The sequence below is a fragment of the Pseudoalteromonas luteoviolacea CPMOR-1 genome (assembly GCF_001625685.1).
Taxonomy (GTDB): domain Bacteria; phylum Pseudomonadota; class Gammaproteobacteria; order Enterobacterales; family Alteromonadaceae; genus Pseudoalteromonas; species Pseudoalteromonas luteoviolacea_K.
Genome location: NZ_AUYC01000014.1, coordinates 249,338 through 268,546, shown reverse-complemented (window position 1 = coordinate 268,546; position 19,209 = coordinate 249,338). Strand labels below are relative to the sequence as shown.

Sequence of the window (19,209 nt, the reverse complement as noted above, 5' to 3'; positions counted from 1 at the left end):
TGTTGAGTTAGTTGAATAAATCAAAACAAATTAATGGTTCAACTACTATTAGCTTAGCGAACTTAAAATTCGTTGCAAGTTTTCTTGCTCTCCGGTCTCTAGCCAAGTTACATTTGGCCAACTACGAAGCCAGGTCAACTGTCGCTTTGCAAGTTGTCTGGTAGCGGCAATACCTCTGAATACCATTTCATCGTAATCGCATTCACCGCTCAAATGCTCCCACATTTGTCGATATCCAACGCAACGGATAGACGGCAAATCAGGATGTAAATCATCTCGATTATATAAGGCCAAAACTTCGTTTTTAAACCCTTGATCGAGCATTATTTTAAATCTTTTCTCAATTCGCTCGTGCAGTATTTTACGATCATTTGGCGCAATGGCAAATTGATGAAAGGTGTAAGGTAGCTCAGGTTGTTTTTGCTTTTGCAATAACGACATGGGCTTTCCAGTTATACGATATACTTCCAGTGCGCGATTTATCCGCTGTGAATCATTTTCCGATATTTTTGCAGCTGCATCTGGATCGATCTGAGTCAACTCAGCATGAAGGGCCTGCCATCCTTTTTCTGTCGCTTCTTTTTCAAGCTGGGCACGCACAGCTTCAGAGGCTTCAGGTAAAGGAGATAACCCTTCAATGAGCCCTTTAAAGTACATCATGGTGCCGCCGACCAACACAGGCACTTTCCCCTGTGCATGAAGCTTATCAATGAGTTCGATGGCATCACGACGAAAATCAGCAACAGAGTAACTTTCTCGCGGATCGATCAAATCGATTAAGTGATGTGGTGCCTGTGCAAGCTCATTGGCATCCGGTTTAGCAGTGCCCACATCCATACCTTTGTATACTAGTGCAGAGTCCACACTGATAATTTCAGTATCTAAATGCTTACATAGCTCTATCGCCAGCGCTGTTTTTCCTGCTGCGGTTGGCCCCATTAGCGTAATGACGGGTTTATTCTGCAAACTAATACCCTTTTGGTAATAAATCTAATATATAACTTGGCTCTATTTTAACGGCTTTTGTCATAATTGCTGCTCTGCTTTTTTGTTTTTTTAGCATTTTTTCACGTGCTTTCACAAAATGTTGTGAACCAAAGTACCCCTTTGGTGTATTTTTCAACAGCCAATCAACCCAAAAATCGAGTGTATCCATATTATTGCTGTTGGTCTGACACGTCTCCACTAGTCGTGAAACACATTGTCCTACATCTACACTATACAAGCTCACAGGCACCTTTTTTACCATGATATGAGTCCCTGAAAACGTTAAATCAAAGCCAAGTAAGGTCAGCCATGAGTTTACATTATTGATTGCCTCAGATTCTTGTTGCGACTGATTCACTCGCACAGGCAGCAACAGTGCTTTGCCCAACAATGTGCCATCTGTTTCGATTTGTTCTAACCACAATGTAGATAAACCGTCACGCGTATGCCCAACCATTAAATTATCTGCACTTTGCAATAGTACAGCCCCCTCAGGCAGCGCCATCCAAGCCGCTTGTTCAACACGTTGATCCACATACACATCAGTGGGTTCAACGCTTTGAACTTGAATCGTGCCCTCAACAGGACGGTTATCAGATTCAGTTGTGAAAGCTTGATAAAGCTGATTCACATTAACTTGTTTTGTCTGACCTGTGGCTGAACCTAAACCATCATGCCGAGGCGCTGATTGGTATGAGCGACTGGCGTTGCTGCCAAAACCATTCTCGTTCCTTGGGCTCAATGATGTCGAGCTTGCCGAAGGCGCCGATCTTGTAGGCGCTTGTCGAAGTGGTGTCCGATAGGACTGATGCTGCTGCGCTTGCTGCTCAATATCCGGTTCACTCACAGCCAGGCTAGACTCTAATTGAACCCCCTCTTCTGTATATGGCAATACTGAACTACAGGGCTCCACCACTTGTTTCACTGCTTGCACAATAAAGTCATGGACCAAACGAGCTTGGTGAAATCTCACTTCATGTTTTGCAGGGTGAACATTGACATCAACTTGCCTTGGATCTAGCTCTAAATAAATCACAAACCCTGGCGTTTCTGGACTGCCTGTCGCTTCTTCAAAGGCCTGTCTAATGGCATGCAAGATCAACTTGTCACGCATCATTCGGCCATTGACATAGGTATATTGTGGTTGAGTATTACTGCCAAGCGGTAATACCCATCCGTATAGTTCTAATCCCTCATAGCCAGACTCAATAAAACTAGCTTCACGCTGAAATACTTTGCCTGCAACTTGCGCTACACGCTCAATACTGCGAGGATCTTGCTTCGCTCGATATTGACGCACAACTTTTTGATTGTGCGTCAACGTTATCGCGATATCAAAACGACTCAAAGCAATGCGCTTTACCAATTCATCAATATGACTAAACTCTGTTTTCTCCGTGCGCAAAAACTTTCTGCGCGCTGGAGTATTAAAAAATAAGTCTTTAACTTCAATTGTGGTACCGTTGGGATGCGCAGTCGGCTGCACTTGCACAGCCATATCTCGCCCTTCAGCGCATGCTTGCCAAGCAGTATCTTGAGATTCCGGCTTTGAACTTAATGTCAGTCTAGACACCGAGCTAATTGAAGCCAGAGCTTCCCCCCTAAAGCCCAAAGAAGCAATGGCTTCCAAATCATCCAAATTTTTAAGTTTACTGGTGGCATGCCGAGATAGAGCCAGCGCAAGCTCATCCTTATAAATACCAGAGCCATTGTCACGGATACGAATCAACTTGTGTCCACCGCGCTCAATGTCGACTTGGATCCGAGTAGCACCAGCATCTATGCTGTTTTCTACCAACTCCTTAACAACTGAAGCTGGACGCTCTACCACTTCACCTGCCGCTATTTGGTTAGCCAGCCTTGCTGGTAAAATCTCAATTGCCATCTTTATGCCTTGGGAATAGTTAACACTTGACCGACATGTAAAATATTATTTTTCAGACTGTTAGCACGTTTTAATGCCGATACCGTAGTACCGTACCTCGCCGCGACCACACTGAGTGATTCACCACGCTTTACTTTATGTCGTAGAGGCTTTTTCTCTTTTAAACGAGCAAATAATGAATCATCCGGCGGATTTTGTTGGTAATAGCGTTTAATTGCCACAAAAACAGCATTAGCCAGTCTTTGTTGATGATACCCGGATTTTAATTGCTTTTCTTCCTGAGGATTAGAAATAAACCCGGTTTCGACCAATATAGAGGGTATATCTGGCGACTTCAATACACCAAAATTTGCAGCTTGAGGACGCTTTTTGTGTAATTTTGCCACTTTTTGTAATTCATCAACCACTTTTTCAGCCACTTGAAAACCGGTTTTCATTGAATGGTCCATCGACATGTCCAATAGTGTCTTAGCGAGGTATTTTTCATTTGCGGTGTCTTTGATCACACCTGCGGCCCCGCCCAACAATTGAGATTGCTTTTCTCTATTTTCCAACCATTTACCAATTTCTGAATTGGCGCGGCGCAGTGATAGAGTCCACACAGACGTCCCCCGAGGACGAGGACTAGAGAATGCGTCAGCATGAATTGAAACAAAAAAATCTGCCCGTTTTTTGCGCGCTTTTGCAGTACGCGTATTAAGTTTTAAAAAGTAATCACCAGAACGGGTTAATTGTGCTTTCATGCCCGGTTGTTTGTTGATTAACCTTTCCAATCGTTTCGCTATTTGTAATGTGATGTGTTTTTCATAGGTGCCGGTTGGGCCTATAGAGCCAGGATCTTGACCCCCATGACCAGCATCAATCGCGATAATTATGTCTCTATCACGCTTCATATTACGTTTGGTGCTGGCTTTTTTAGTCGCGGGCGGCTTTTTTTGACCATACAGGTCAACCACTAGTCTGTCTGAGCTTTTCCCCGTTGGCGCCAAAGCAAAAATAACAGGTTTGGTCGGGCGGTCTAACTCAAATACAACCCGTGTACTACTGCGCTTTTTTGGTGAGCTATAACGCATCTTTTTTATAACACGGTGCTGCTTTGGGATTGCAGGTAAATTGGGAAGTCGCTTTGTATTCTCAAAGTCAATCACCAGACGCAGTGGCTTTTGTAGTACAAAGTAGCTGAACTCAGGTTTTTTTGATAAATCAAACACCACTCGCGTACTTTCAGCCGACGGGCTAATTCGCACATTTTTTATGGTATTGTTTGCAAATGCCTGTGCTGCAAACATCAGCAGCACAAACATTGTAACTAAATAGCTATATTTAATGATAACACTACGCATAACTACCAATGGTCAGTAATACCTGCAGCCCACGTTCATTATGCGCTTTTAAAGTCACTTTTCTCGCATCACCATCATAAGCAAGATAAATATCAATATCAGGCTCAGGAATAAAACCTTGACCCTTTTCTGGCCACTCAACGATACATACCGCATCAGCGGCAAAGTAATCACGGATCCCCATGAACTCAAGCTCTTCAGGATCTCCTAGGCGATATAGATCAAAATGGTAAACTGACTTTTCAGGTAATTCGTAGGGCTCTACGAGTGTATAGGTTGGACTTTTTACATTGCCTGTATGCCCAAGCCCCTGCACGATTCCTCGAGTCGTGGTCGTTTTACCAGCACCGAGATCACCGTGCATATAAAACACCGCACCTTCCACAATTGAAGATGCAAGCTTTTTACCTAACTCAACAGTCGCTTCTTCATTGGCCAAAGAAAGCGTTAAAGTACTGTTTTGGCTCATCCCATAATACCTCTAATATGGACAAATAAATCACTTGCTAACGTACCGAGCTGCCCATCTCGAGCTGCCTGCTCAGCTGCAAGGCCATGAATATACACACCCAGCGTCGCCGCTTCAAACCGGCTTAAGCCCTGTGCTAATAAACCTGCGATTATACCAGATAATACATCACCCATCCCAGCACTAGCCATAGCAGAACATCCTGAGCGGTTAATATTTATTCTTTTCCCATCAACAATTAAACTACCAGGCCCTTTTAAGACAATACAAGCTGCATACTCTTTGCTCAGCTGTTCTGCCATTTCAAACCGTTTGGACGTATTTAACGCTGAATCACCTAACAACCGCTTTGCTTCGCCAAAGTGAGGCGTCAAGATTGCGCGATGCCATGGCAAATGCGATTGAGCAAGCAGGTTGAGGCCATCTGCGTCGCAAACCACCAAACCTTTATACTTTTTGACTGCGGTATACATTTTTTTCGCCCACGCATCTTGACCGAGCCCTGGGCCTATGACCACTACATCCGCTTTATTAAGCAGAGCCTCTAGCTGTGCGGCGACCGCGACACCATGTACCATTAACTCGTAGCGGCCATGCAACACAGCCGTTTGATTTTCAGGATGCGTCGCAACACTCACCAATCCTGCTCCGGTCCGCAAACATGCCTCTGCAGCTAATCTTATGGCGCCAGCCATACCTTTTCCGCCACCAACCAACAGTACGTGCCCACACTGATTTTTATAGCTGTCAGCGGCTCTTACCGGTCGCAGTGAACGTAAATACTTTCCTCCAGGGTAACAACAATTGGTATGAGAAAGATCAGCAAAAGCATCTGCAATGCCTAAATCAGCCAGCAACAATTCACCACATAAATTAGGCGCATTACCCGTTAACATCCCTTGTTTAAGTGCGATAAATGTCAACGTAGTGTCTGCTTGAAAGGTATCAGGAGACACTTCTGCAGTGCTGCCATTGACTCCACTTGGGATGTCCACAGCCAATTTCCAGGCCTTACTGGATTTAAAGTGGCTAAATGCTTCCTTAACCTGTTCAGGCAATTCTCCTCTGAACCCAGTACCAAATACCGCATCGACGATTGCATCATAATTTCCATCAACACACGAGCGTAGTGAAACGACACGACCACCGCTGCGACAAAATAGTTGATAAGCTTCTGCCGCATCCCCTTTAAGCAAAGCGGGCTCAAACAGTGCGCACACAGTGACGTGAATTTGGGCATGTAGGCAACGTTTTGCAAGCATAAAACCATCGCCCGCATTGTTTCCCTTACCAGTAAGAATCAATATATTTTTAACCGATTTATTGCGCGTTAATTCAAACAACGCATGACCTGCTCGCTGCATTAATTCGCTAAGTGTGGTGCCTGAATTTAAAGCTGCCTGCTCCTCATGCAGCTTTACCTCTTGGGCGCAATAAGCAATTTGTGGTAAATTATGGGTGTATTGACCTTGCAAAATAGACATTCCGTGAATAAAGCCATCTCTACTATTAACTATACTGAACTTGCCGAAAAAATTAAGTGTTGGGGCAAAGAATTAGGTTTTGCAGAAGTCGGGATCACTGATATCGACCTAAGCGAACACGAAAAGCAACTCCAACGATGGTTAGACTTAGGCTACCATGGTGAAATGGAGTATATGGCAGCGCATGGTATGAAACGAGCCCGTCCAGCAGAGTTAGTGCCTGGCACAAAAAGCATCGTGTCAGTCAAAATGAACTACCTACCACCAGACGCCAGTTTCGCCCGAGCCTTGAAAAACAGCACAACGGCCTATATTAGTCGCTACGCACTTGGACGAGATTACCACAAAGTGCTACGTAATCGACTCAAAAAGCTCGGACAGCGCATCGAGCAAGAAGTTGGGCAATACGGCTTTCGTCCATTTGTCGACTCCGCGCCTGTGCTTGAAAGGCAAATCGCAGAAAAAGCGGGTCTTGGGTGGCGTGGTAAAAATAGTCTGCTGATCCATAAACAAGCCGGTTCCTGGTTTTTCCTTGGCGAGCTATTTGTCGACCTTCCCCTTCCGGCGGATGACAAAAAAGTGGAAGAAGGATGTGGCAAATGCAACGCATGTATCAGCTTATGCCCAACGGGTGCCATTGTAGAGCCTTATGTCGTTGACGCTAGGCGTTGCATTTCTTATCTGACTATTGAACTGCAAGGCGCAATACCTGAAGAGTTTCGTCCTTTGCTGGGTAATCGAATTTATGGATGCGACGATTGTCAACTCGTCTGTCCATGGAACCGCTTTGGTCAATTGACTGAAGAAGCGGACTTTCATCCGAGAAAAACACTTAAAGATAGGGAGTTACTTGAGTTATTTGCTTGGGATGAAGCCACTTTTTTAAAAAATACCGAAGGTAGCCCAATAAGACGCATTGGACACGAGCGCTGGCAGCGTAACCTTGCTGTCGGCCTTGGCAATGCCAATTATGATGCACAAATAGTCACCGTACTGAATGAAAAGTTACCTCATGTCAGCGACTTAGTGCAAGAGCATATACAGTGGGCAATAGACCAGCAACACCTCAAACAACATGATGAACGCAAAAAAGCGCGACTCATTCGTATCGTTGAAAAAGGCTTGCCTCGAGATGCTTGATCAGCACCTCGTGTCAGCTAATTATCATCCGTGGTCAAATTACACAGATCATGCTCTATTTCAGCAAACGCATCTTTTACTTGTGCTATCGCTTCCTCTCTCGCAACTGAACTTTGAATTGCCTGATCAATATGTGTAAAAATAAATACTTCTTGATCTTCATCTAACCCCATAGAGGGAATACGTGCTTCAAATAACTCTTGTAGCCGCTTAAAAATGGCTTCATTTTGAGAGCGATTATTGTTGAGCATTGATAATAATCCCGTAAATTTACTGTGGATGGTTTTTATTGCACTATTGAGCTCTCGTTGTTGGTTTATCAAGGTATTCTTTGTCAAAATAGACAACAATTGTTGCTCTGTTACACTGACAATAAAGCAAATGTGGTCACGGATCCGCCCATGCTTATCAGGATCATCAGACGGCATATTTAAAATCAATACGCTCAGTAATTCATAGTTAACTAAAATCCTGTTGGTAAACTCATGTAACCGACCCTTAGAGTGCAGGATCTCAAATAACTCAATCACAATCGGTGAACACATACCCGCGGTGGCAAAATGCAATCTTTCACTGTCTACACGCATTTCAACATTACAACTTAAGCCAAAGTTTGCTAAACAGCTTATCAGCGCATTTGCCAGTTCTGGGACATCTTGAATTGTTCCGACCTGTTCTACAAAGTTTACTATTTGTCCCATTTCACTGCTGGTTGCCATCGCACTAAATGCGGTGGTCGTCGCATCTTCAATTTGCTGTTCTAAGATATCTTTTTCTAACAGCATCTGACCTAGATGGAGTAACTTTGCTTTAAGTTCGCTGTGACCAAACGGTTTAACAATATAATCTTCCGCACCTACAGAATACCCTTCCATACGCTCTTCGACTGACCCCCTTGCGGATACAAACATCACAATAATATGGCTTAAACTAGGATTCGCTTTAATGGCTTTACAAACCTCATAGCCACTCATTTGAGGCATACTCACATCGAGCAATATCACTTGGGGGTCGAAAGACTCAACAACCTCAAGGCACTCCTGACCACTGGTTGCAGTTTGAATTTCAAAATCTAAATCTTCCAAGATTTCTTCAATGATTTCGAGGTTAAACGGTTCATCATCCACTGCTAAAATACGTTGTAATGCCATAATTTAAGTTCCTTGTGCTGTTTCCATATAGTTATAGACGGGGATTTAATATGACGCTAGTTGCCTTGCGTATAAGGCAACTCAATAACAAATTCTGCACCACTACTGTCGCTGTTACGCGCATAAATACACCCTTTATGTAACAAGACAAACTCCTTACAAATTGCTAAACCAAGCCCAGTTCCTCCTGCCCCACTATTGGTCTTACTACTTTGCGCAAATTTATCAAAAATGTGTTCCAATTCATCACTCGGGATCCCAACACCTTGATCGCAAATAGACAAGTGCAAGGCTTCTTCGTTGGCAGATAAATAAACTTGCACTTGGCTCTGCTGTGGGCTGAACTTGAGCGCATTACCGAGCAAATTTCTCACGACTTGGACCATCTGCTCTCGGTCACAATAGATGTCAGCGCAAGGATCTTGTGTGTGTAAATTAATCGTAATGCACTTTTCCATTGCTAAACCGGATACATCCTCGACCCCTTCCGCTAAGATCGATGCAAAGTTATGCATGGCCGGGTTAAACGGGAAACGGCCTGCGTCTAGCTTAGATAAATCGAGTAAGTTATTCAGAAGTAACAACAACCTTTCTCCACTGGTTTCAATTCTAGACAAATACTTAGTGAGCTTTTCTATAGGTGCTTCATGGGCAGCTAATTTATCTAACCCAAAGCGAGCAAAACTCAGTATAGAATGCATGGGTGTGCGCAACTCATGGGACATATTAGCTAAAAATTCTGACTTACTGATATTAGCCCGCTCAGCAGCGTCTTTTGCAGACTGAAGCTGTGCTGTTCTCGCTTGTACTTCCGCTTCCAATACTTCTTTCGCTTCTTCAAGTAATTGCTGTTTGCGTTTTAAATGTGCGACATTTTTAAAAATAGCTGCCAATGCAATTTCACCATGATGATCAATTTCAATAAACGTCCCCATAAGAGGAATAGACACGCCCTCTTGTCTTGGTAGGACTAAATCACAATCAAAGTGCCTCGCTATCAAGCCGGTTTCTATGCGACTTTTCAACGCTTCTACAGACTGGCGTTCAAATAGATTAAAAATAGAGTGAGATTCAAGCTCTTCGGCATTTAAGCCAAACAAATTTAAGCATGCATCGTTGGCTTCAATGACAAAACCTTTGAGATTAAAAAGCATTATAGGGTCAGGGGTGTGCTTGTAGATAACACGTAACAAGCTGTCTCGTTCAATTAACGCATCCACCGTATCTTGCAAGCGCTCAACTAACTCCTGATTATGTCGTCGAAGTAGCTCGGTTTGCCAGAGTTTATGTAAAGATTGCAACAGGGCATTTTCATCAACCGGCTTGGTCAATACATCTTCGACCCCCTGGCGAATGGCCTTTAAAGTATCCACTTGGCTTTCACGAGAGGTCATCAACAAACAGCGACAGTTGATCCGATGCATACGCACTTGTTCAAAGACATCTAGTCCGGTTTCTGTTTCCAAGTTAAAGTCACAAATCAGTAAATCGAAATGATGATCCTTTGCTAACTTGCCCGCTTCACTCGCATTAATGGCCGTTTTAACATCCAATTGAGCCCCCCTTAAGCTCACGGATAATTGCTTTAGCCTGGACGGCATGTGATCAACCAACAACACCTTGGGCAATAGTAACTGAGCCTGCTCCCCTATCTCTAACACTCGCTCTAACAAGCCTGTTATTTCTTTATTACCAAAGAAGGGATAAATGACAATGGCATTGGATAATACTCGGTTGAGCTGACTAAAAGCACTCAGATGCTCTGAATTTTCTGGTTTTGGCGCCAGAAGAATAATTTTTTCATGCTGACTGAGTTCGTCCAGAATCTCAAAATACTCTTGAGGGATACCATGTGCAATGGCAATAACATCGAAGTGAGAGAAGCAAGTTTGGCTGTCTAACGTTTCATAGTGAATGTGCTCAACGTCACTGCCCAATAATTCAAACAGTACCTTGATACGCATGGCAAGCACGCTATTACTGTCAATGATCAATACCTTATTTGACATAGTGATACCCTTTATCCGTGGTAAAACAAAGTGTAGCCCAAATAAATAAAAGTAATGCAGATCCCGTTAATCTTCACTACTTGATATACAACAGTACGACACGCTTCAAAGGATTACGGATTCCGGTACAAATTAGAGTAATAACTCTTTCCTGATTTTTATGGTAACCTCTGAAGTCAAATACGCATCAAGTCATGTGTTTAACATATTGGTAAAAGTATATGGAAAACCATGCGCTTTAATTGCCAACAAAATGAACTATTTCTTTTGTCGCTCGTAAATAACAATAAACAACGGAATTAACCATGTTAAAAAGAACGTTTATCAGCCTTGCTTTCGCCTTGAGTAGCCCATTCGCTTTTGCTAATTGCGACGACTTTACCGATGTTGATGTAAGAAAGTTACGCTCAAAAGAAACTGTAAACTTGTGCCAATTTAAGGACAAGCCTTTACTCATCGTCAACACTGCGAGCAATTGCGGATTTACTGGACAATTTAAAGACCTAGAAGCATTACATCAAAAGTACAAAGACGAGGGACTTGTTGTTCTCGGTTTTCCATCTGATGACTTTTTCCAAGAGGAAAACGATGAGGCCGACACAGCGAAAGTATGCTTTGTAAATTACGGTGTGACCTTCACTATGCTTGCAACAAGCCCTGTACGTGGTGACGATGCAAACCCTATTTTTAAACATCTTGGCAATCAAGTTGGGTCTCCAAAGTGGAACTTTTACAAATACTTAGTTTCAGCAGACAGGAAGGAAATCCAGCGTTTTGGCAGTCGTATCAAACCCCTTTCAGACGAGTTAACAACAGCCATTGAGAAGCAAATCAGGTAAAAGAATGCGTTTTTATCACTTATATATTAGAATAAGGTATGAATAAAAATCAGGCAAGGCATGGAGAGAAGATGACATTAGCAAGTGCAAGACATATTTTAGTAGATAGCGAAGCACAGTGCTTGGAGTTAAAGCAGCGGATCGCAGGTGGTGAAGACTTTGCAGAGTTAGCAAAAGAGTTTTCAAACTGTCCTTCTGGGCAAGATGGTGGCGCACTTGGAGAGTTTGGACCGGGTATGATGGTACCAGAGTTTGATAAAGTGGTATTTTCAGCCCCACTTAACGAAGTTCAAGGGCCAGTACAAACGCAATTCGGATATCACCTACTTGAGGTGACTTCTCGTCAAGATTAGTTTGAGTGGGCAGCACATTGTGTTGCCCATGACCTTATTGGCCTCTTAATTCTACAAATTTAATATTTCACAATTCCTCCCTCAAACTCAAACCATGACGTGCTACACTCATAATCAAATAATAAATGAGGGAACACACCATGATTTTGTACGGCTCAAACACATCGCCTTATGTCAGAAGGTTAAGAATCTACTGTGGTATTCACCACCTTTGCATTGAATATAAAGCCATCGATATTTTTAATGAACACGACAGAGAAATCCTCATCAAACACAACCCTGCACGAAAAATCCCTTTTTTAATCAGTGCAGAACAAGCGATTTGTGACTCAAATGTAATCGCTAGATACCTACAAGATAAATTTTCTCTACCACATTTAAACTGGGAGCAAGAAAATTTACTTACCACCATTAACGCATGCAATGATTCTCTGGTGGAGATGCTCTTAGGAGATCGCTCTGGCTTTGATACCCAAGCGGATGTTTTGTTTTTTAATTTGCAACGCGAACGAATAACTGAAACATTGGCTTATTTAGATAAGCAATGTACAACAGATGTATTTTTGAACTGCGAGTATTTGCAGATCAGTTTATACTGCTTGTTAGATTGGATCCGATTCAGAGACCTTGCAGATATTAGCCACCTTAATGGCTTACTAAATCATCTGGAAACATGGCAACAACACACACTTGCCAAAGAAACGGATCCTCGCAGTTAATTTTTTACTGGTAAATAATATGAATGATCTTGAATTAGAATCTGAAGTGGTCAATTTTGTCACTGTGGTTAAGCAAAGTGAGCAATTATGGGCATTAGGCGCGGAAGATGGCGGTTTTGTCATTGTTGAATCAAATCAATTTGAAGAGTCAGATGTTTTACTACTGTGGGGCGATGAAGCAGCAGCGAAAGCACAGTGTAAAGATGAGTGGGATGAGTTTAAGCCCATCGCAATTGATTTAGACTCATTTCTCGATGAATGGGTTGAAGACTTAAGAGACGACAGCGCACTTGTCGGTATCAACTGGAATGATGACAATGTTTGCGTAGAGATCGAGCCTGTCAGCCTAGCTCGCGCACTCGCTGACTAACGCAATCAACGTTCCTTCTATTGCGCGCACATATGCTTGTATATGGGCGCCTTTTTGACAAGGTGCTGACAAAGGCTCTGCGCCTGCTGCCACAGCCCTATCATAACAGCTCGACACATTTTCACAGCCTAACGTCAATTCAAACCCTAAAGCAGGCTGCTTTGGTTGAGAGCGTATGTAGTTTTGCTTAAACTGGGATTGTGCAACCGGGTGTGTTGCAAAAGCAAGTAATACAGTACCGGTATTTAGTTCACCATAATCGCCATTTTCAGTCACTGAGTGTGCGCTCAATCCAAAAGCTTGAAAATAAAAATCTAAAACCTCTTCGACATCATCAACATAAATGACTGTTTTAAGAAAATGCATCACTACAATAAGTTAAACAATAATATAACTAATAAAGCATAATTAATGAGCAGCGTAAAGCCCGTGGCAAAATCAATCATTACAAAGCGTAACATAGTACAGTGTACCAAATTTGACGTCAGACTAAGGTATGGAAAGTTTTGATATGAAAAGCAAATATAACTAAAAATGAAAGTGGCGCATAACGCGCCACGATTAAGATTTATTTCGCTGTTCTTTGGTAAACGCTCTCAATTTGCGTTTTTGCGATAATGTCATCTTATTTGTTCTACCTGAATAAGGGTTATCACCCTCTCTGAACTCAATTTTTATCGGAGTACCCATGATGTTAAGTGCTTTACGATAATAGTTCATTAGGTAACGTTTATAGCTATCTGGTAAGTCATGTACCTGGTTACCGTGGATAACAATCCTTGGCGGGTTATATCCACCGGCATGCGCATATTTAAGCTTCACTCGACGTCCACGTACGAGTGGCGGTTGGTGATCCGCTTGAGCCATATCCATAATACGTCTCAGCATTGCTGTACTCACACGCTTGGTTGCAGACTCATATGCCTCATCAACTGACTCAAATAAATGGCCAACCCCAGTACCGTGCAATGCAGAAATAAAGTGTAAGCGAGCAAAGTCGATAAAGCCTAAACGGCGATCTAGTTCAGATTTTATCCGTTCTTTGACGTAATTATCTAAGCCATCCCACTTGTTTACTGCAATTACCAATGAGCGCCCTGAATTTAAAGCAAAACCAAGAAGGCTTAAGTCTTGATCAGAGATCCCCTCTCGCGCATCTACCACCAATAGAATAACATTCGCATCTTCAATGGCTTTCAATGTTTTTATCACTGAAAACTTTTCAACCACATCACTGACTTTTTTGCGCTTACGAACACCCGCGGTATCAATTAATACATATTCACGATCGTTACGCGTCATCGGGATATAAATAGAGTCGCGAGTAGTACCTGGCATATCATATACAATAACACGCTCCTCTCCCAAAATACGGTTTGTAAGTGTTGACTTACCAACGTTCGGGCGACCAATTATAGCAAGCTTTACTGGTTTATCTTCAAAACCAGTTTTTCCTTCTTCAGGCGCTTCCTCGCCTTCTAGGTAAAGCTCTGCAATGCTGTCATCGTCCTGTGTTATCTCATCTTCTTGCTGAGCGAGTTCCGCAATCGTAGGACCCAGCGTCGCGTCCAATAATTGCGTTACACCACGACCATGAGCAGCTGCAATTTGATGAATGTCACCTAATGCAAGTTGATAAAACTCAGCACAGCTAGAATCAGCGTCTATGCCGTCTGTTTTATTGGCAACAATGAAACTTTTCTTTTCTTGCTTCCTTAAGTGTTGTGCAATAGCTTGATCAGCCGCGGTCATACCTGCCCGCGCGTCTACCAAAAATAGCACAACATCAGCTTCTTCAATCGCCAACAGCGACTGCTCAGCCATCTCCGTTTCAATGCCTTCTTCACTGCCATCAATACCGCCGGTATCAACAACAATAAACTCATAACCATCATAGTCAGCCTGACCATATTTACGGTCACGAGTTAGACCAGGAAAGTCGGCGACAAGTGCGTCACGAGTACGCGTTAAACGATTAAATAATGTGGATTTGCCCACATTTGGTCGCCCTACCAGAGCGATCACAGGAAGCATAGACTACCTCTTCATTAAACAACAAAAGGCTTCGCAGTGCGAAGCCTTACAAAAACCTTTTCGTCAGGGATGATTAAGGGATTCTTATCGCGCTGATCTCACCATCTCGGGTATATACAATCAACTTATCATCAACCACGATGGGTTCTACAAAAAAGCCTGAATCATCAAATTCTTGACGAGACACCAAGTCACCGGTTTTCTTATCGAGCCAATGCAGGTTACCTTCCTGATCACCAACGACAACGTAATTACCAGCAACAGCAGGCGCTGTTAAATACCAGCCTCTCAGGCCAGCTTGACTCCAGCGCTCAGTACCTGAGTCTTTATCTAGAGCATAGAGCACACCATCACTATCTACCAAGTAAATAGTATTGAGTTCAATCGCTAAATCACGATAACTACTGTACTCACGATCCCAAACAACACTCCCGTTGCGCACATCAATAGCGGCAAGCTTGCCATTATACGCTATCGTGTAAACATACGCACCGGATACTATTGGTTTTGTATCAACATCGACCAAACGTTCAAACTCAGATGCGCCTTCAGCGAGGGCAACGTCCGTGCTCCAAGCCGTAAATCCGCTCTCTGCAATAAGTACACTTAGCTTACCACTTTCTTCACCAACCAAAACACCACCATTGGCAGAAGTAGGAGAACTCAGACCACGTAACGTCAGTGCTGGTACTTCCTGCTCATAACTCCATCGCTCTTCACCTGTATCTGGGTGTAAAGCCAGTAATTTTCCTGAGCCTAAGTTGACATATACTAAACCATCACCAGCACTTGGAGACGACAGCGCTTCACCTGGTACAGACTTGCGCCAAACCACCTCGCCGGTTTCGCGATCCAATGCAATCACTTCACCGTGCTCTGAACCGATATATACCTTACCGTAAGCTTGTAAGATACCACCGGATAGCTTAGCAGAATCATCATCAGCCCAAGGCCAAATCGAAGTGTCTTTACGAGTATCAATTTCCCATATTTGCTCGCCATCTTCCGCATTGTAAGCAGCCACAAGGCCCTTTCGCTCTGCAGCAAAAACGCGGTCATCATGCGCTGTGGGTATCAGACGTGAGAAATAATGCTCAACACCATCACCAAGAGACTCTTGCCAAACTGTTTGAGGTTCAAATTGATTAACGATCTCAGGCAGTACTAACTCCTCTTCGTCATCACTCGATGAACACCCCATTAACGATGCCATACACAATGCCAGTGAGGCCATTGTCAACTTCTTCATGGCTACTCCTTAGTTTGATGCGATTGCCAAGTCATCCAGCTTTATTTGCAGTAGCGCGTTGTTTTCTGCACCTTCTGCATCGATTGCAGCTTGATATTGTTCACGCGCCTTATCTTTTTCACCTTGAGACAAATAAATATCGCCTTTTACTTCAGCAATTTGAGCAGTAAATCCCGCAGGAACAGACTGAGATAGCGTACTTAATGCTTTATCTGACTCGCCCTGTGCCGCTTGAATACGTGCTAAGCGGAGTAAAGCCGTTGCTTTCAATTCAGGATTTTTAACAGTATCCACTACAAACTGAAGTTTTGTTGCAGCTTGTGCTAACTCGCCACCATCAACGGCTTCTTTTGCAGCGACAAATGCCGCAAGTACTGCATAGTTAGAATCTGCATTATCCGCTAAAAACGCATCACTTTTTGACAATACTTCACCGCTTTCAACTAATGTGTTGAAAGCTTCCGAGCTGGCTTCAGCTGATGTAATTTGATTTTGGTTATACGCCTTCCAACCGTATAAACCACCTAGAGCTAAAACAGCACCTAAAACTAATGAAGTCCCGTTTTCTCTAAAAAAATTCTTTATCGCTTCAGCTTGTTGTTCTTCTGTTGAATAAATTTCCATTCTAACCTCTTACCCTACCAATTGTGCTAAAACGGCGTGCGCTTCAGTCATAGGTAAAGTCAATTGTTCTTTTTGTTCGCGTAAATACTTAATTGTCACTGCATTGTTTGCTATCTCATCTTCACCAAAGATAAGCGCTACAACCGCTCCACTATTATCTGCACGCTTTAATTGTTTCTTAAAGTTACCACCACCGGCATGTACTTGAACCCTCAGCCCAGGCACACTGTCGCGAAGTTCTTCTGCAATTGCTGGCGCTTTGATACTCGCAGCATCACCCATCGCTGCAACATAGACATCTACATTACGACGAATTTCACCAACACTGTTCAATTCTTCTAGCAATAAGATTAAACGCTCCATACCCATCGCAAAACCAACAGCAGGCGTGCCTTTACCACCAAGTTGATCAACTAAACCATCGTAGCGACCACCGGCACATACCGTCCCCTGTGCGCCAAGACTGTCAGTAACCCACTCAAAAACAGTGCGGTTATAGTAATCTAACCCGCGTACCAAGTTATCATTAACTTGATATTCGACGCCAGCCGCGTCTAAACGTTCACATAAATTTGCAAAATGTTGAACCGATTCTTCATCTAAGTGCTCTGACAGCTTAGGCGCAGCTGCAACCACAGCTTGCACTTCTGGGTTCTTACTATCAAGAACACGAAGCGGATTAGTATACATACGGCGCAGTGAGTCTTCATCTAACTTGTCTTTATGCTGCTCTAGATAAGCAACTAAAATGTCTTTGTATGCCGCACGCGCTTCGTTAGAACCCAATGAGTTAAGTTCCAATCTGACATGTTCTGAAATGCCAAAAGACTTCCAAAGTCGCGCAGTCATAATAATGACTTCAGCGTCAATATCAGCAGTCGCAATACCAAAAGTCTCAACACCAAATTGGTGAAATTGACGATAGCGACCTTTTTGTGGACGCTCACGGCGGAACATTGGACCCATATACCAAAGTCTTTGCTCTTGGTTATACAGTAATCCACCTTCCAAACCAGCTCTCACACATACAGCAGTCCCTTCTGGACGCAAAGTCAGTGAATCACCGTTGCGGTCTTCAAAGGTATACATTTCTTTTTCAACGATATCGGTCACTTCACCGATAGAGCGCTTAAACAAATCTGTTGATTCAACGGTAGGAAAACGAATTTCCTGATATCCAAATGCGCCCATCGTATCTCTTAATGTCGCTTCAACTTTTTGCCAGATCTGAGTCGTGCCCGGCAGGCAATCTTTCATGCCACGAATTGCCTTTATTTGCTTTGCCACTGAAATTCCTAATTTTTATCTATTCTTTTCTTAAAAATACAAGCGCAGGATACAACAAAACCCTGAATACGGTACGATAAAATGCGTCTATTATACCCAGCTCGCTTAAAACGTAAACGAATTAAATCGGTCTCAAAGAGACCTATTCTTCGATAATTTTGACATCTATGCTCGGTTGAGCTTCTTTTTTAGCAACGTAATCTCGTACTTGCTCTTCTAATTGTTCAACGATGTTATCGTTGTCAATTCGCGTTTTTTGGCGCTCACCATTGATATATAGGCCTGAGCGACGATTTGCTCCCGCTAAACCAAGGTCACTTACCAGAGCTTCACCAGGTCCGTTTACAACACAACCAATAACAGAAACGGTAATCGGTGAAATGATGTCTTCTAACCTTTCTTCCAGCTGATTCATGGTGTTAACTACATCAAACTCTTGCCTTGAGCAACTGGGGCAAGCGATAAAGTTGATACCACGAGAGCGGATCCGCAAAGACTTTAATATATCAAAGCCAACTTTAATCTCTTGTACTGGATCTGCTGCCAGTGATACACGCAATGTATCACCAATCCCCTCAGCAAGTAACATCCCTAATCCAACCGCAGACTTTACAGACCCTGCTCTAAAGCCACCGGCTTCAGTGATACCCAAGTGAAGTGGTTGATCAATTTCTTTGGCCAATAGGCGATAGGCACCGACAGCCAAAAAAACATCTGATGCTTTGACTGAGACTTTGAATTGGTCGAAGTTCAATCGCTGTAGAATTTCCACATGACGCATTGCTGACTCTAGTAATGCTTCAGGTGTCGGCTCGCCATATTTCTCTTGTAAATCGCGTTCAAGTGAACCGCCATTTACCCCTATGCGAATTGGAATGTTACGTTCCTGTGCAGCGTCAACAACCGCTCTTATTCGGTCTTCACTACCGATGTTTCCGGGGTTGATTCGCAAGCAATCTACGCCATATTGCGCCACTTTTAAAGCAATACGATAATCAAAATGAATATCCGCGACGAGTGGAATATCAACTTGTTCTTTAATATTTTTGAATGCTTCTGCAGCATCCATTGTCGGCACAGATACACGCACAATATCCGCACCGGCATCTTGAATAGCGCGGATTTGCGCAACCGTTGCATCTACATCCAAAGTATCCGTATTGGTCATAGATTGCACTGCAATTGGAGCGCCATCTCCAATGGGGACATTACCAACGTTAATACGCGTGGATTTTCTTCGTTTTATGGGAGATTCTGAAAACATGA

Annotated in this window: 18 protein-coding genes; 5 read left to right on the top strand and 13 right to left on the bottom strand. The window is 43.2% G+C overall.

Translation table 11 applies throughout. The features are described 5' to 3' along the window. Nucleotides 1–48: 48 nt before the first annotated feature. From miaA to N473_RS04410, 5 genes are read right to left on the bottom strand one after another with little or no spacing between them, the layout of a single operon-like run. The gene (gene miaA / locus N473_RS04430) at nucleotides 49–966 is read right to left on the bottom strand and encodes a tRNA (adenosine(37)-N6)-dimethylallyltransferase MiaA (protein WP_081220948.1); all 918 of its coding nucleotides are present in this window, start codon (nucleotides 964–966) and stop codon (nucleotides 49–51) included. 1 nt (nucleotide 967) lies between these two features. Continuing rightward, nucleotides 968–2,872, bottom strand: coding sequence for a DNA mismatch repair endonuclease MutL (mutL, locus tag N473_RS04425; protein ID WP_063366882.1), 1,905 nt, complete (start codon nucleotides 2,870–2,872; stop codon nucleotides 968–970). Nucleotides 2,873–2,874: 2 nt separating this feature from the next. Next, a complete protein-coding gene (locus N473_RS04420; protein WP_063366881.1) occupies nucleotides 2,875–4,215 on the bottom strand; it encodes an N-acetylmuramoyl-L-alanine amidase in 1,341 nt (446 codons plus the stop codon). Beyond that, the gene (tsaE, locus tag N473_RS04415) at nucleotides 4,208–4,684 is read right to left on the bottom strand and encodes a tRNA (adenosine(37)-N6)-threonylcarbamoyltransferase complex ATPase subunit type 1 TsaE (protein ID WP_063360949.1); all 477 of its coding nucleotides are present in this window, start codon (nucleotides 4,682–4,684) and stop codon (nucleotides 4,208–4,210) included. The genes N473_RS04420 and tsaE overlap by 8 nt, the downstream gene beginning before the upstream one ends. Next, nucleotides 4,681–6,168: an NAD(P)H-hydrate dehydratase gene (locus tag N473_RS04410; RefSeq protein ID WP_063366880.1), complete on the bottom strand. Its 1,488-nt coding sequence runs from the start codon at nucleotides 6,166–6,168 to the stop codon at nucleotides 4,681–4,683. Before N473_RS04410 ends, tsaE begins: the two co-directional genes overlap by 4 nt. Between N473_RS04410 and queG the strand changes: the two genes are divergently transcribed. Next, nucleotides 6,154–7,308: a tRNA epoxyqueuosine(34) reductase QueG gene (queG, locus tag N473_RS04405; protein ID WP_419555133.1), complete on the top strand. Its 1,155-nt coding sequence runs from the start codon at nucleotides 6,154–6,156 to the stop codon at nucleotides 7,306–7,308. The two genes, N473_RS04410 and queG, sit on opposite strands and share 15 nt — an antisense overlap. A 17-nt stretch (nucleotides 7,309–7,325) precedes the next feature. Here queG and N473_RS04400 read toward each other — a convergent pair whose 3' ends face one another. Together N473_RS04400 and N473_RS04395 are read right to left on the bottom strand one after the other, a co-directional pair. Next, entirely contained in the window at nucleotides 7,326–8,459 is a 1,134-nt protein-coding gene (locus N473_RS04400; protein ID WP_063366879.1) for a response regulator, read from the bottom strand. Between the two features lie 56 nt (nucleotides 8,460–8,515). After that, nucleotides 8,516–10,468, bottom strand: a complete 1,953-nt coding sequence (locus N473_RS04395) for an ATP-binding protein (protein ID WP_063366878.1) — start codon at nucleotides 10,466–10,468, stop codon at nucleotides 8,516–8,518. 305 nt (nucleotides 10,469–10,773) lie between these two features. Between N473_RS04395 and N473_RS04390 the strand changes: the two genes are divergently transcribed. The 4 genes from N473_RS04390 to N473_RS04375 all read left to right on the top strand — a co-directional run bounded on the left by N473_RS04390 (nucleotide 10,774) and on the right by N473_RS04375 (nucleotide 12,749). Further along, entirely contained in the window at nucleotides 10,774–11,307 is a 534-nt protein-coding gene (locus N473_RS04390; RefSeq protein WP_063366877.1) for a glutathione peroxidase, read from the top strand. Between the two features lie 71 nt (nucleotides 11,308–11,378). After that, on the top strand, nucleotides 11,379–11,660 hold the full coding sequence (locus N473_RS04385; RefSeq protein WP_039611830.1) for a peptidylprolyl isomerase: 282 nt from the start codon (nucleotides 11,379–11,381) through the stop codon (nucleotides 11,658–11,660). A gap of 140 nt (nucleotides 11,661–11,800) precedes the next feature. Further along, nucleotides 11,801–12,379 (top strand): glutathione S-transferase family protein, encoded by a 579-nt coding sequence (locus N473_RS04380; RefSeq protein ID WP_063366876.1) that lies wholly within the window; start codon nucleotides 11,801–11,803, stop codon nucleotides 12,377–12,379. A gap of 19 nt (nucleotides 12,380–12,398) precedes the next feature. Further along, nucleotides 12,399–12,749, top strand: a complete 351-nt coding sequence (locus N473_RS04375; RefSeq protein ID WP_063366875.1) for a DUF2750 domain-containing protein — start codon at nucleotides 12,399–12,401, stop codon at nucleotides 12,747–12,749. Here N473_RS04375 and N473_RS04370 read toward each other — a convergent pair. From N473_RS04370 to ispG, 6 genes are all read right to left on the bottom strand, one after another. Beyond that, nucleotides 12,726–13,115, bottom strand: a complete 390-nt coding sequence (locus tag N473_RS04370; protein ID WP_039611833.1) for a VOC family protein — start codon at nucleotides 13,113–13,115, stop codon at nucleotides 12,726–12,728. The two genes, N473_RS04375 and N473_RS04370, sit on opposite strands and share 24 nt — an antisense overlap. Before the next feature lie 195 nt (nucleotides 13,116–13,310). Further along, a complete protein-coding gene (gene der, locus N473_RS04365) occupies nucleotides 13,311–14,783 on the bottom strand; it encodes a ribosome biogenesis GTPase Der (protein WP_039611835.1) in 1,473 nt (490 codons plus the stop codon). A gap of 73 nt (nucleotides 14,784–14,856) precedes the next feature. Further along, entirely contained in the window at nucleotides 14,857–16,032 is a 1,176-nt protein-coding gene (gene bamB, locus N473_RS04360; RefSeq protein WP_063366874.1) for an outer membrane protein assembly factor BamB, read from the bottom strand. Between the two features lie 9 nt (nucleotides 16,033–16,041). Further along, on the bottom strand, nucleotides 16,042–16,656 hold the full coding sequence (locus N473_RS04355) for a YfgM family protein (RefSeq protein WP_063366873.1): 615 nt from the start codon (nucleotides 16,654–16,656) through the stop codon (nucleotides 16,042–16,044). 9 nt (nucleotides 16,657–16,665) lie between these two features. Then, nucleotides 16,666–17,943 carry a histidine--tRNA ligase gene (hisS, locus tag N473_RS04350; RefSeq protein ID WP_063366872.1) on the bottom strand — a complete coding sequence of 426 codons (1,278 nt, stop codon included), beginning with the start codon at nucleotides 17,941–17,943 and terminating at the stop codon, nucleotides 16,666–16,668. A 142-nt stretch (nucleotides 17,944–18,085) separates the two neighbouring features. Next, a complete protein-coding gene (gene ispG, locus N473_RS04345) occupies nucleotides 18,086–19,207 on the bottom strand; it encodes a flavodoxin-dependent (E)-4-hydroxy-3-methylbut-2-enyl-diphosphate synthase (protein ID WP_063366871.1) in 1,122 nt (373 codons plus the stop codon). Nucleotides 19,208–19,209 lie beyond the last annotated feature (2 nt).